Consider the following 13,395-nt stretch of genomic DNA (forward strand, 5'->3'; position numbering starts at 1 on the left):
GCGACAAGCATAAGGCGAATTTTGATGAGACAGTTCCTCAGCCACCACAGTAAAGCTGCTTACCTAATGACTTCGTGAGAAACATCTCTGAATATGCTTTATGCAGCTTTGCGACGAGCCGAACAAAGCTTCCTCGAATAAGCTATGGCGCAGGAGCACATTCATCCCGAATAAGCTTCCCGGCAATTTGTGACCTCGAGCCGATGGCGCCTGGCCGCCTAATACCGCCACGTCCTGTGGCACCGGCGGCACTAGGACGTCCTGTCCGTCGAAGCTAGACAAAGCGCATATTTTTTCTAAAGATAACATAGCCTGATTTTATGCCTTCTTATCTTTTAAAAAACTTCTTCCTATATTTTATCTATGTCCATCGCCTTAAACAAGAAAAAACCCCGGGAATGCCGGGGAGAATTCTTTATTGTGCATTTTTCGCCGCCTCTATAGCAGCTTCATAATCCGGGTGATTCGTACCTTCGCTTACATATTCTGCATAAGTAACTTTGTCATTGCTGTCAATGACAAAAACACTGCGTGCAAGGAGCCTGAACTCTTTCATGATGACACCATACGCTTCGCCGAAAGAAAGATCTCTGTGATCTGAAAAAATCTTCGCCTGGCCTAAACTATTTTCTCCGGCCCAACGTTTTTGGGCAAACGGCAGATCTACGGAGATTGTCAGTATGGTCGCGTTTTCAAGCGCGGCTTCTTCATTGAACCGCTTTGTTTGGGCGGCACATACCCCCGTATCGACTGATGGTACAACACTGATTACGCGTACCCCGGTGAAGTCGCTTAACTTCACTTCAGAAAGCTCTTGGTCTAGCACAGTAAAATCTGGGGCTTTGTCACCCGGTTTTACGACATTTCCTTCCAATGTGATTGGATTTCCTATAAACGTAACAGCTGGCATACATCATTCCTCCTTGTCCATTATCTCTTAATCATCCAGGAATTCTCCAGGAATAGCAAGGAAAAAGTTGCCAGCAATCGAGTCAAATGTCATAATCCAGCTGCTGTTTCTCATCTGATTTTTGATTCTTGGCGCGAACCTGCTGGGAGCTTTTCATCATCGTTTGAATTTTATCGAAGGCAACTGGTGCCATATCGACCATTTTTTCAAATAAGTGGGTGTTTTGTTCCAAGCGGAGCATGTTCACCCCCTGGGAATTGACGACCAAAAAGGCAATGGGGGTAATAGAGACTCCTCCGCCGCTCCCACCTCCAAACGGAAGCCCTGCTGATTCATCCTCTGATGAACCTATTGAGGAGGAATCGCCTCCCCCTGAAGAAAATTCACTGCCTCCCATGGCAAAACCGAAGCCGACTTTGGACACGGTCAGGATCACTCCACCGTCTGGAGTTTCAACCGGATCTCCAACGATTGTATTCACGTCGATCATTTCTTTCAAATTCTCCATCGCTGTCGTCATTAAACCCTTGATTGGATGTTCCATTATTTTCGATCCTCCTGTTATTCAGCTTCTTCCAATTTTTATACAATCTAAACATAGTCAATATAGCTTTTCCTGTCCTAATCGATAGCATACATGAAAGTTCCGACTCAAATCCTATGGAATTGAAGAGAGGAAAAAAGGTAATCTCCGGATCTTTTTTCATCGGTACATATCGCTTCAGCCAAGCCTCAATGACTCCTTTAATAGACCATGCTGCGCCCGCAAGCCTGCCAGTCAATGCGGCATCACCCAAACCTGCGCAGGAACGCCAAATGAAGCAAAGGATGTCCAGCTTTTTGATGGCCTCCAAAACAGGATGCTTCATTTCTTTGATTACGCTGCTAGTTGGTGCGTCTTTCAGCTTCTCTTGCCATTTATGGATAGTCCTAGGAGTTTCATCATCATTCACCTGTTGGGATATCAGTTCTTTAATATCCAGGCATCTTTTGATTCTAATCAGCCCATAGACAGCTTTTACATGTATGTTTAGCGTACATTCGGAAAGATTTTTCATCCGAAAAGAAAATTCCAATTTGACTTTTGACATAAGTAAAGCAACAATAACAAATAACAAAGCGGCGGCAACAAACCCAATCATGCTTCCATTCATGTTTATACCTCCGGTTATCAGTCTCACCGAAGCAAAAAAAAAATAAACCCGCTTACGAATAAGCGGGTTCGACCGTCTCATGGCGGTCATGAATAACGGCAGTGTCAGCAAACATATCGTGTAATGCCTGCTTTTTTGGTGTAAATGCGGCAATGACATATAAAATCCATATGGTAGCAGATATATAACGTCCAATCCACTCTCTGAAAATAACAGTGCTCCAAGTTAACGTTTCATCATTCAACGGAATGACTTTTAAACCGAAAACCATTTTACCAAGCGTCTGGCCGAAAAATTTTGTCATCAGGACAAAGTATAAGTAGAAAACCAGCGCACTTACAATATTGAAGGGTGTAATGATTCCACCGGTGCCAAGCTCAAGGTCCAATGCACGGAACAATGGTTTCACAATGATTCCGCTCACACTGGCTATGACGATAAGATCGAGCAAATAAGCCCAAAACCTCATCCAAAACCCTCCATATTGGACAACAGGCTGCGGATCTCTCATGCGTAATTCATTCATTTGCATATCATCCATGGGTTTTCCACCTCCATCATTGGGCATATAAGTACATCATTCTTGGGGAGTTAGGCTTCGACAACATGTTCACCAGCTCACCCATTTCGGATTTGCCCGTAAGCTTTTGAGCGGTCAATGAAAAGAGCGATCCAAGCCCTGTAGATGAGGAGTATTTGATCACCTCAGCACCTTTTAATTTATGGTCTTTTTTCATAGCTTCGATGACGTCTTCCGTATAGCCAAAATCATCAATCAAGTTTAACTCTTTAGCCTGTCGCCCGTCATAGACACGCCCGTCAGCCAATTTTCGGACTTGGTCTTCTTTCATATCTCGTCCTTCAGCGATGATTCTTACAAATTCATTGTAAGAATTCGTCAGCATGCTTTCGAGAATTTCCACTTCCTCAGGCGTCATCTTTCGATGACCACTCATAATGTCTTTGAATTTACCACTTTTTATTGTCATAAAATCAATCCCAAGATTGTCCGTCAGTTCGCTGTAGTTTACCCCTTGCATGATGACACCGAGCGAACCAGTCAACGTTTCGGGGCTGGCAAAAATTTTGTCTGCCGGAGCTGATATGTAATAACCGCCTGAAGCTGCCATAGATCCCATTGATACATATACAGGTTTTTCCGTATCCTTTTGGATTTCCACGATTTTATGGCGGATTTCTGCTGATTCATTCGTCCCGCCTCCAGGTGAATTCACGCGTAAAACAATCCCCTTGATACTGTCATCCTCTTTTACCTGATTCAGCTGCTTCATAAAATCCCTGTGCGAATACCCGGGTGATGACAAGTAAGACCGTGCGTCCCCGGTATCCTGGATTACCCCATCCACTTCCAGTACCGCGATTCTTTTTAAAGCATTTCCGGAATCGATCACTTCTTCTCCGTAAGTTTGCCCTGCCATCATATTTTCCTTAAACATTTTTGTAAAATCACCAAAAATGAATGCACTCGCCATATTGACGATAACTGAAAAGAAAAATACACCAGCTGCTATTCCAAGTGCTGCCCATCTCTTTCCATTCAAAAGTAATTCCTCCCTTCTTCTTTTCCATACGAATGAACTTTCAAGAAGTTTCAAAATCATGTTAAACTGAAAAACATACACCACATTGTAGCAAATATTGGAAAGCTAAGAAAGAAAATACCGTTTTGTTACGGGAGGCATTAATAAAATGAAGGATTCCAGGAAAAACATCTTCTTTTTTTACAAACATATCTTTTATCAAAATGAGAAGATTCTTGCGGAGAAGGTGGCTTCTTTGCAAGAAGCCGCAAAAATGTATGGATTTACGATAGTAGATGAGGCAAAGGATGCCGATATTATTGCAAGCATTGGCGGAGACGGCACATTCCTCCAAGCGGTCCGCAGGACGGGATTCCGTCAGGATGCCCTATATCTAGGTATAGATGACGATGAATTCCGCGGTCTCTATTGCGACTTTCAGCTGGACAATTTGCCGGAAATGGTCGAGGCCATGAAAATGGAGCAGGTCGAAGTGAGAAAGTACCCCGTCATTCAGGTTGATATCGACAATGAAGCAGCTTTTTATTGCCTGAATGAATTTACCATTCGCTCTGCCATTATCAAGACATTGGTCATTGACGTTTTCATTGATGACCTTCACTTTGAAACATTTCGAGGAGACGGGATGGTCATCGCCACCCCGACAGGAAGCACTGCTTATAATAAATCAGTAAGAGGAGCGGTTGTGGATCCGCTGCTGCCTTGTCTACAGGTAAACGAAATGGCATCCTTGAACAGCAACCGCTACCGAACACTGGGCGCCCCATTTTTATTAAGCAAGGATCGCACACTTACACTTAAGGTTATCCCTGAAGGCAATGATTTTCCGACAATGGGAATGGATAACGAGGCATTGAGCATACAGCATGTGAAAAAAGTGAATATCCGGCTGAGCGACAAGGTTGTTAAAACACTCAAGCTGAAAAATAACTCCTTTTGGGAAAAGGTGAAAAGGACATTTCTTTAAAGAAAAGCGCAAGCGGCTTGCTCAGCGCGGGCAAACAAGACGATTCCCGATGAGGCAGTTCTTCAGCCAAGTAGCTTTCTTGAAAACATCATGAGTAATCTTCTTGAATATGCAACATGCAGCTTTGCGACGAGGTGAGCATCTCTTCCTCGAATAAGCTTCGTCGCAAGGAGCACATTCTTCCTTGCGGGCCTGTGACCTCGAGAGGCAAGGTGCCTTGCCGCCTAAAGCCGCTACGTCCTGTGGCACCGGCGGCACTAGGACATCCTGCCCGTCGGCAGGCTCATGCAGTGACGTCCTGTCGATTCGCCTGCACTAGAACGTCCTGTCCGTCAGAGCTAGACATAACGTTTATTTTCCCTAACTGTAAAAAAAGTTTCCACAAAAAAGAGAGCATCTGCGTAATGCTCTCTTAAGCAATTTTATCCCGCTGTTTTGAATTCAATCCAGACCACTTGATTGTTGAGAGGGATACAATCAGCAATGCTCCCCAAATAAAAGTGAATGAAATCAATTGCGTTGTTCCGAATGGCTCATTATACAGAAAGATTCCAAGTATCAACATGATAGTCGGTGCGATATATTGCAAAAATCCCATTAAATATAAAGGTACTTTCTGGACCCCCTTGGCAAAAAACAACAGCGGTAAGGCTGTAGCTGCTCCGGAGGCAATAATTAACAAATTGGTCTTCATGTCCCCGATAAAAGACATTTGGTCACCTTGGACGAATAGCATGACTATATAAAAAAGTGCAATTGGCATGACAGCCATTGTTTCCAATGTTAATCCGATGGAAGAATCAAACGGAAGTACTTTTTTGACCAACCCATATATCCCGAAAGAAAGAGCCAGTGCAAAGGAAATCCAAGGAAACTGGCCGTATGAAACCGTTAAAAAAATCACTCCGATCACAGCAAGGAAAAATGCAATGATATGGCTGCGCAGCAATTTTTCCTTCAGAACCAGCACGCCCAGAACAATGCTTATGAGAGGATTAATATAATACCCAAGACTGGACTCAACAATTTTACCCGCATGGACGGACCAGATAAAAATAAGCCAGTTTATGCTGATAAGAACCGAAACTGCAAGGAGGGCATACATCGCCTTGGGATTTTCCACCATTTGCCTAAAACTTTCTTTGAAGGAGGTGATCCTTTTTCCGATCAATAGAAGAATCAACATGAACCAGAAAGACCAAAATATCCGGTGTGCCAAAACTTCACCCGGTGGTACGTGATTAAGGGACTTCCAATAAATTGGTAAAAACCCCCATAACAAGTAAGCCATAACCCCATCCATGATTCCTTCACGCTTTGTCTTGCTCATAGCCCCGTCTCCCACTCTTTAGATTCCCGAAATACTTTTATTATATAAGAAACAACTCTGAGTTACTACTAAAAAACTGTCCAAAAATTCTTTTTTATGCGACCAGGCTTTTAAAAGGGGATAGCTTGATAAACGGAACCGTACCCTGCCCGCTGTTTGATATTCGTGCTCCTATCGGGACAAATTTGCAGATGCGTAACCATATGAACGACTTGGACACTTTTTTGGGTCGGATAATCCTTTTGCATGACTGTTTGTCGCCTCTAATGCTTTTTCAGCAGTCGTACACCTGCCAGTACCATTTTTTCAAGCAGGGGTTAATAAACTTCGGGTGGTTCCACTCCCCGAAGTTTACAAAATCCGATGAGTGACAATGGCACGATAAAAGCAGATGGGGAAAACAAATCGTTTTTCCATCTGCTTCGAGGGACTTTGTTTAAAAGCCTTTTTTCTCTTTTTCGAGATTTCTCAGCTCAACACGTCGGATTTTTCCAGAGGCTGTTTTTGGCAGTTCCCTTACAAACTCTATTTCCCGAGGGTATTTGTATGGTGCGGTCATCAGCTTTACGTGTTCTTGCAATTCCAATTTCAAGGATTCTTCATTGGAGTTTTCTTCTCTTAGTACGATAAAAGCTTTAACTACATTTCCTCTTACTTCATCAGGGGTGGCGACTACCGCACACTCTTGGACTGCCGGGTGTTTGATCAGGGCATCTTCAACTTCGAAAGGCCCAATAGTATATCCCGAACTGATAATGATGTCATCACCGCGCCCTTCGAACCAAAAATAGCCGTCTGCATCCTTCTTTGCTCTATCACCCGTAATATAATAGTCTCCCCTAAACTGCTTAGAAGTTCTTCCCGGGTCTTTGTAATACTTTTTAAAAAGGGATGGTGTAGCTTTATGAACAGCAATGTCACCAACCTCGCCAGCACCGCAAATTTCTCCATATTCATTTACGATTTCAACGTTATTTCCAGGTGTAGGTTTTCCCATAGAGCCTGGTCTCAGCTCCATTTCCTTTGTAATGCCGAGAAGAAGTGTGTTCTCCGTCTGGCCATATCCATCTCTGACATTTACGCCGAAATGTTTTTTGAATACATCGATGACTTCCCTGTTTAACGGCTCACCTGCTGAAACAGCGCTGTGCAGATCCTCTAGTTTGAATTCGTCAAGATTGTCCACCTTGGCCATCAAACGGTATTCTGTTGGTGTGCAGCAAAGCACGTTCACTTTGTATTTATCCAATAGCATCAGGTATTTTTGAGGATCGAACTTCCCATTGTAGACAAACCCGGTTGCCCCCATGCCCAATACGGAAAGGAACGGGCTCCATATCCACTTTTGCCAGCCCGGTGCCGCGGTGGCCCATACAATATCATTCTCTTCGATGCATAACCATTTTACTGCAGCAGTCCTCAAGTGAGCATAGCCCCAGCCATGCGTATGGACAACACCCTTCGGGTTGCCTGTGGTTCCTGATGTATATGATAAGAACGCAGAGTCGCCGCTTTTAGTTTCTGCTGTTTTCAATCTATCATCAGCGTCTTCCGCCAGTTTCTCCAAGTGCCTCCAGCCCTCAGTTTCTCCACCAACAGAAAATTTTAGCAGCTGGTCGGCATTCTGAGCCTGGTCGACCTGGTCAACATACGGAATATATGTAACGACTGCTTTAACATCACCATGGCTAATTCTATATTCCAAGTCTTTTGTCTTAAGCATTTCCGAACTTGGAATGACGATCATTCCTGCCTTTAAGGCCGCGATGTAAACAGCATATGCTTCAATTAGACGCGGTACCATGACAAGAATCGTATCGCCTTTTTTCAATCCGGAAGACTTAAAAACATTTCCAATCTTATTTGCCCGCTTTAAAAGTTCCTCATATGTAATTTCTTTTGTTTCGCCGTTATCGCCTTCCCAGAGTATGGCCAACCGATCAGAGTTAACAGTATATTTTTCAAATTCATCGATGATATTATAATCATCTGGTGCAATCAAATCTTCTCTCTTCATAATTATTTCCTCCCCATACGAAACTGTACACCCCATTATACAAAATTATAAGAAATCTTTATATATTGAGCTGGTAATTTTCTTTTTCCAATATAAGAATAGCGCAGCGAGCTACCTTTGATCACAAGCACAAAACTAATAAGAGAGATTTTCATTCACCATTGCACCATGAGTTCGCTTTATTCAGCATTCCTTTGAAAGATCCGAGGCTTCTCTTGATAAGCGGTGCGGCAAGAGTTCTTTCATCCTTGTGACAACGAGCCGCTAGCCCGCTATAGCTAGTCCAATCCAAAAGTACGTCCCCGTTTTTTGCACACGAAAGAAGCGGGGACGAAAGCCCCGCTTCTCCAAGCCATTCATATTAAATTTGTTATCTTGAATATCCGCCCATTTGTTGTTGAGCCATTGCTACAAGGCGCTTGGTGATCTCACCACCTACAGAACCGTTAGCACGTGAAGTGGTATCTGCTCCAAGGTTTACTCCAAACTCGCTTGCAATTTCAACTTTCATTTGATCAATCGCTTGTTCTGCCCCAGCAACAAGGATTTGGTTGCTATTGTTGTTTGCCATGTGTTTTCACCTCCTTGTAAGCCTATATTGTGCGAAAACACATGGCATCATTCAATAAATTGTTGGTAATTCTTCCTAGTTTCTGGAAGTTAACCATTTTTTTTAAAACAGATTAATATCCTTCTCATTCGATGGCTCATTTCCGCTGCTTTTTATGACTATTGTTTCTGTCTCTTCTACAGCTTTAGCCAAAAGCGGTTCCCAGTCAAACTTGCTTTCAAAAGCAACGATTTTTTCGGTCTTCGGCCGAGTTTTTGGAGCAGGAGGCGTAAAGATTGTACAGCAGTCTTCATAAGGCCTGTTGGAAATTTCCAGTGTATCAATTGCAGTTGCAATTTTAATAATCTCTACTTTATCCATTGCTATAAGCGGACGTAAAATCGGAGTGTTTGTCACTTCATTGATTGCAAGCATGCTTTCCATCGTTTGGCTTGCAACCTGCCCGAGGCTTTCACCATTAAAGATGGCAAGCGCATCATTTTTTTGTCGGATTTCATCCGCAATCCGCAGCATCATTCTGCGGGTGGATGTCATCGTATAGCCTTCAGGTATTTTCTCATGTATTTTTTCCTGGATTTCTGTAAACGGGACGATATGGACTTTGATCCGTCCGGTAAATTGAGCGAGTTTACCAGCAATATCAAGCACCTTTTGCTTCGCTCTTTCACTTGTATACGGCGGGCTATGAAAATGAACAGCCTCTATATCAACACCACGCTTCATTGCCAAAAAGCCTGCTACAGGACTATCGATCCCTCCAGAAAGCATCAAGATTCCTTTTCCGGAAGATCTGGCTGGAAAACCGCCCTGGCCTTGTACAACCTCTCCGGAAATAAATGCTCCTTCGCCTCTTATTTCAACAATTACATTAATATCTGGTTTTTTTACATCAACAGTAATATCTTCAACATTGATCAAAATGTGCGAACCAACTTCATAATTCAGCTGATGTGTGTCATATTCGAATGATTTATCAGCGCGACGGGCTGATATTTTAAAAGTTTGACCAGGGCTGTGGGCTTTTTTTACCACATGAAGCGCTGCAGCCTTTATTTGATTAAGATCTTTTTCTGTCCTGATCGCGGGACTGAAGGATTGAATGCCAAACACTCTGGCAAGTTGTTCTTTCACCTGATCATACGGCTCTCCATTCAATAGGACATACATTCTGTCATGCATCGTTTCAATCTTTGTCTGTGGGAATTCCCGAAGCAGGATCTGAATGTTGTTTTTTAGCTTTCTGACAAAGAACTTTCGATTTCTTCCTTTTAATGTCAACTCACCATATCTGATCAATATTCTGTCATAATTCATTTATTTCGCCTCATTACTTTATTTAATCTATCCATAACTTGTTTTAGTGATTGTACCATTTGGCCGGCTTCTACCAGGGTGTTTTCGTGGGAAAGGCTGATCCTTATGGCGCCTGTGGTTTCCTCATCCGGCACACCCATTGCTGTTAATGTTCCGCTTGGAGTTTTATCTTTTGATGAACATGCGCTTGTTGTTGAGATATAAATCCCTTGCTCCGCAAGCGCGTGAACAATGACTTCACCTTTTAATCCAACAGCTGAAACATTTACAATATGCGGGGCGGAATGCTCTTTCGGAGTATGGATTACAAGATTCGGCATTTTTTCCAGTTGATCAATGATAAAATTACGGATTTCCATCAAGTTTTCCGTGTTAGCCTTCCTTTTATCCTCCGCCATTCGAAAAGCTTTGGCCATGGCAACAATGCCGCCGGTATTTTCCGTACCGCTCCTTACTTTCTGTTCCTGGTTTCCACCGGATATTAGCGGGGCGATTTTCACACCGTTTTTCACAAATAGAAAACCATTGCCTTTCAACCCATGAAATTTGTGTGCGGAAAAAGTGCAGAAATCAATATGGGAGCCGTAAATGTTTAGTGGAACTTTGCAAGCCCCCTGAACATTATCGACATGGAAAAGCACCTTCGGAAAATCTTTTAAACGGCTGCCGATTTCCTGGATAGGCTGAATTGTTCCCACTTCGTTGTTGACATGGATCATCGACACAAGGATTGTTTTATCTGTGATTGCGCGAATTACATCATCAGGTGAAACTCGGCCATCTTTATCTACATCTATATAAGTGATATCAAACCCGAGCGTCCGCAGTTGTTCACAAGCATCCCGCACAGATGGATGCTCGACACTTGTCGTGATGATATGATTTCCCCGGCTCCGGTGCATCAGCGCAGTCCCTTTTATAGCCAGATTATTGCTTTCTGATCCACCTGAAGTAAAATAAATCTCATTTGAGTGGACACCGGCCAATTGGGCGATCTGTTCCCGTGCTGTTGTGAGCAATTGTTCAGCCCTTCCACCAAGAGCATGAAGCGAGGAAGGATTTCCAAAAAAATCGCGATTCACCTGAACAAACGCTTGAAGCACTTCTTCATATGGCTTGGTTGTTGCACTGTTGTCAAAATATATCATATAAGGCCACCCACTAACCTGTTTCATTATTATAATCAATCATAAATATTATCACATGAAAGCCATAATTTAAATATGAGATGGCCGTAAAATTATCGAAAAACTGTGAGCCTGTATTTTCGTAATCCGCGGGCATCGAAGCGCGCCGCAGCCCCTAGGAGCCTGGCGCGTTCCAATACATACAGCTTTATGAAAAAAAGAGCCCTTCATTAAGAAGCGCTCTCTTCCCTTAAATATTACAATTGAATTTCTTCGTTAAACATCTCTTCAATCTTTTTCAATGCGCCGGGCTCCACTTTTTCTACCGCAGTAGCTGCCTGTTCAAGAGAGGAGCGGTATTCGTAATTTCGAAAAGCCGCTTCCGCTTTTTCAAGGTCCGCTCTAAGCTGAGGGTATCTCCCCCTATACCTGTTTCCGTATTGGATGACCTGCTCCGCAAGACGGGCATTCTCGATATGCTCTTCCGTCCGGCCGTATAGATGATCAACTGTATCGGTCGCCTCGAATAAATGGCTTTGTACAGATTTCATGTTCAATGGTTTTTCATGGAGGCTTTTGAAAACATCCTCAATTTGCTCGGAGGCTTGCTCATAAAGTGATTCAATATCGTTTGGCAGTCCCGGCATCCTGCTTTTTTGTACGAGCCTGGCAATATCACTTACTTTCTTTTTCAAGTGGGTGATTTTCTCCCTTGCTTCCAATTCATCCTTGCGCAAGCTTTGGAGACGTTCCGCAAATAGATGTTGCTTGGTTTCCAATTTTTCCAGCCCGCTTTCAATTTCATTTAACTCTGCGCTTAACGAAGTAAAAGCTGATTGGTCTTCCTGCATTTTAGCTACAAGAAGCTCGTAGCGTCTCATAAGCTGACCCAGGCTCTTTTCGAGTTCCTGCGGTACATTCAAATCGTTATCCAACAGTTGATAGCTCTCCTGAACAAGTTCCGTTTCAGATTTAAGCTCTTCGTTTGTTTCTAGCAACTTGTTCAAATAGCTTTCCGTCTGTTCATTTTTTTGAAGAACATAGTGTCTTGCATAGACTTCCTTTTCCAAAAGGTCGTAAAGCAATTCAATCTGCTCCTTCATCTCTTCCAGCCCTTCGGTCACCTCATCAACCTCTGTTTGAATAAGGAACTCTCTGTATGCTTTCAGCTCCTTGTCCATTTTTTCCATCATGGCTTCCATTTGGATATGTTCTAGAACATATCCTTGTTCCAGCATTTCCTTATAGCCTTGAAGAAGTTCGTCTTTTTGGGAAGGGATGATTGTTTGACAGTCTGTAAGCAAATCTGGGATCTTTTCCATTCTGTATATTAAGCCGTCAAGTTCTTCAGTCAGCGCTACTACCTCGCTGCGCGCTTCAATATAATCCCCTTCCTCAGTCAACGTCTCATAGTTTGAGATTTTTTCTGCCGCTACATTCAATTTCTCTTCCAATTTTTTTGAAGTTTCCCCAAATGTATGGGATTCAGTGAGCAGGCGTTTTTTTGCTGAGTTGTACTTTTCTCTCAGGCTTTCAATATCCGTCCGATTCTTTTCCTCACTGTCCGTCAGTACCTTCAATTCATCAAGAATTTTTTGAATCTGCTCATTGATATGTATTAGTTCGCTTTCAATCTTTCCCAGAGTTTCCTTCACTTTTTTGAAGTTGAATTTATCCGTATATTCTTCAGCATCAAAAAGAAGTTCATCGATATGCGGAAGTTGAACAGTGATTATTTCATCCCACGCCTGGCGCCAGCTTTCGAACAGCTCCTCTGTTTTCCCCGTCATGTTCAACTGTTTCACCTTTGCGAGTTTCTCGACAATAGGCTTGTTCATCGTTTCCATTTTCCTGGCTTCCAGCTGGTCTATCTCCTTATAGTATTTTTTCCTAATCATATATCCGATTATGACAATAATAATGACAAAAATTATTGCACTGATGACGAGTTCCACACCATATTTCATTATCTGTCTCCTGCTCCTTCCATCATTCAGCGAAAAACTATGTATATCAAACCGTTAATTGTAAAAGTTATGTCCTTCTATGATACCATGACAGCGACATTTTTTGACGCATAAATGCAATTTTTCTATCGTTTTTTTGCTTTTATTTACGCGAAAAAAAGAAAAATGCTTATCGCGCACCCTTAGGCGACAAACACAAGACAAATTACGCAGAAGAAGCGTTTCAACCACCATAATCAAGCTGCTGCATCAAACACTTTATGTGAAGACTTATCGAGTAAACTTCGTGCAGATATACGACGAGGCGAAACAAAAGCTTCCTTGAATTAGCAAATGTCGCAGCTGCATAGGCGTCTGGCCGATTCAAACCGTGACATCCTGTCGCTTCAGTGCCACTAGCGCGTCCTGCGGGTCGACACCTATTACCGCTCGAAAGAGATAACGCTTTTCCTCCGTGCGGTGTAACGCTGCCGAAG

At 42.9% G+C, this 13,395-nt stretch carries 12 protein-coding genes; 1 reads left to right on the forward strand and 11 read right to left on the reverse strand.

The features are described from left to right. Positions 1-415: 415 nt before the first annotated feature. The 5 genes from tpx to sppA all read right to left on the reverse strand — a co-directional run bounded on the left by tpx (position 416) and on the right by sppA (position 3,626). Positions 416-910 (reverse strand): thiol peroxidase, encoded by a 495-nt coding sequence (gene tpx, locus D4T97_RS06385; protein WP_126048846.1) that lies wholly within the window; start codon positions 908-910, stop codon positions 416-418. An 82-nt stretch (positions 911-992) separates the two neighbouring features. After that, positions 993-1,457: a GerW family sporulation protein gene (gene ytfJ / locus D4T97_RS06390; RefSeq protein ID WP_126048847.1), complete on the reverse strand. Its 465-nt coding sequence runs from the start codon at positions 1,455-1,457 to the stop codon at positions 993-995. Next, positions 1,363-2,064 (reverse strand): DUF2953 domain-containing protein, encoded by a 702-nt coding sequence (locus tag D4T97_RS06395; protein ID WP_164525492.1) that lies wholly within the window; start codon positions 2,062-2,064, stop codon positions 1,363-1,365. Before D4T97_RS06395 ends, ytfJ begins: the two co-directional genes overlap by 95 nt. A gap of 52 nt (positions 2,065-2,116) precedes the next feature. Continuing rightward, entirely contained in the window at positions 2,117-2,605 is a 489-nt protein-coding gene (locus tag D4T97_RS06400) for an RDD family protein (RefSeq protein WP_126048851.1), read from the reverse strand. A gap of 16 nt (positions 2,606-2,621) precedes the next feature. Next, positions 2,622-3,626, reverse strand: coding sequence for a signal peptide peptidase SppA (sppA, locus tag D4T97_RS06405; RefSeq protein WP_126048853.1), 1,005 nt, complete (start codon positions 3,624-3,626; stop codon positions 2,622-2,624). A 148-nt stretch (positions 3,627-3,774) separates the two neighbouring features. On the opposite strand from sppA, the gene D4T97_RS06410 reads away from it, so the two are divergent. Beyond that, entirely contained in the window at positions 3,775-4,593 is an 819-nt protein-coding gene (locus tag D4T97_RS06410) for an NAD kinase (protein WP_126048855.1), read from the forward strand. Positions 4,594-5,005: 412 nt separating this feature from the next. Here D4T97_RS06410 and rarD read toward each other — a convergent pair whose 3' ends face one another. From rarD to ezrA, 6 genes are all read right to left on the reverse strand, one after another. After that, on the reverse strand, positions 5,006-5,923 hold the full coding sequence (gene rarD, locus D4T97_RS06415; RefSeq protein ID WP_126048857.1) for an EamA family transporter RarD: 918 nt from the start codon (positions 5,921-5,923) through the stop codon (positions 5,006-5,008). A gap of 436 nt (positions 5,924-6,359) precedes the next feature. Then, complete coding sequence (mbcS, locus tag D4T97_RS06420; RefSeq protein ID WP_126048859.1) at positions 6,360-7,940, reverse strand: acyl-CoA synthetase MbcS; 1,581 nt, start codon at positions 7,938-7,940, stop codon at positions 6,360-6,362. Positions 7,941-8,310: 370 nt separating this feature from the next. After that, a complete protein-coding gene (locus D4T97_RS06425) occupies positions 8,311-8,511 on the reverse strand; it encodes an alpha/beta-type small acid-soluble spore protein (protein ID WP_126048861.1) in 201 nt (66 codons plus the stop codon). A 102-nt stretch (positions 8,512-8,613) separates the two neighbouring features. After that, on the reverse strand, positions 8,614-9,825 hold the full coding sequence (gene thiI / locus D4T97_RS06430) for a tRNA uracil 4-sulfurtransferase ThiI (RefSeq protein WP_126048863.1): 1,212 nt from the start codon (positions 9,823-9,825) through the stop codon (positions 8,614-8,616). Continuing rightward, a complete protein-coding gene (locus tag D4T97_RS06435; RefSeq protein WP_126048864.1) occupies positions 9,822-10,973 on the reverse strand; it encodes a cysteine desulfurase family protein in 1,152 nt (383 codons plus the stop codon). Before D4T97_RS06435 ends, thiI begins: the two co-directional genes overlap by 4 nt. 236 nt (positions 10,974-11,209) lie before the next feature. Then, positions 11,210-12,919, reverse strand: coding sequence for a septation ring formation regulator EzrA (gene ezrA / locus D4T97_RS06440; protein ID WP_126048866.1), 1,710 nt, complete (start codon positions 12,917-12,919; stop codon positions 11,210-11,212). Positions 12,920-13,395: the final 476 nt, after the last annotated feature.

Source organism: Siminovitchia acidinfaciens, assembly GCF_003605385.1.
GTDB classification, from domain to species: Bacteria; Bacillota; Bacilli; order Bacillales; family Bacillaceae_C; genus Siminovitchia; species Siminovitchia acidinfaciens.

What these genes read in the sequence shown, in the direction of transcription:
- D4T97_RS06435 (WP_126048864.1), bottom strand. Translation starts at nt 10,973, where the DNA reads ATGATATATTTTGACAACAGTGCAACAACCAAGCCATATGAAGAAGTG.
- D4T97_RS06425 (WP_126048861.1), bottom strand. Translation starts at nt 8,511, where the DNA reads ATGGCAAACAACAATAGCAACCAAATCCTTGTTGCTGGGGCAGAACAA.
- ezrA (WP_126048866.1), bottom strand. Translation starts at nt 12,919, where the DNA reads ATGAAATATGGTGTGGAACTCGTCATCAGTGCAATAATTTTTGTCATT.
- tpx (WP_126048846.1), bottom strand. Translation starts at nt 910, where the DNA reads ATGCCAGCTGTTACGTTTATAGGAAATCCAATCACATTGGAAGGAAAT.
- D4T97_RS06395 (WP_164525492.1), bottom strand. Translation starts at nt 2,064, where the DNA reads ATGAATGGAAGCATGATTGGGTTTGTTGCCGCCGCTTTGTTATTTGTT.
- D4T97_RS06410 (WP_126048855.1), top strand. Translation starts at nt 3,775, where the DNA reads ATGAAGGATTCCAGGAAAAACATCTTCTTTTTTTACAAACATATCTTT.
- rarD (WP_126048857.1), bottom strand. Translation starts at nt 5,923, where the DNA reads ATGAGCAAGACAAAGCGTGAAGGAATCATGGATGGGGTTATGGCTTAC.
- mbcS (WP_126048859.1), bottom strand. Translation starts at nt 7,940, where the DNA reads ATGAAGAGAGAAGATTTGATTGCACCAGATGATTATAATATCATCGAT.
- D4T97_RS06400 (WP_126048851.1), bottom strand. Translation starts at nt 2,605, where the DNA reads ATGGATGATATGCAAATGAATGAATTACGCATGAGAGATCCGCAGCCT.
- thiI (WP_126048863.1), bottom strand. Translation starts at nt 9,825, where the DNA reads ATGAATTATGACAGAATATTGATCAGATATGGTGAGTTGACATTAAAA.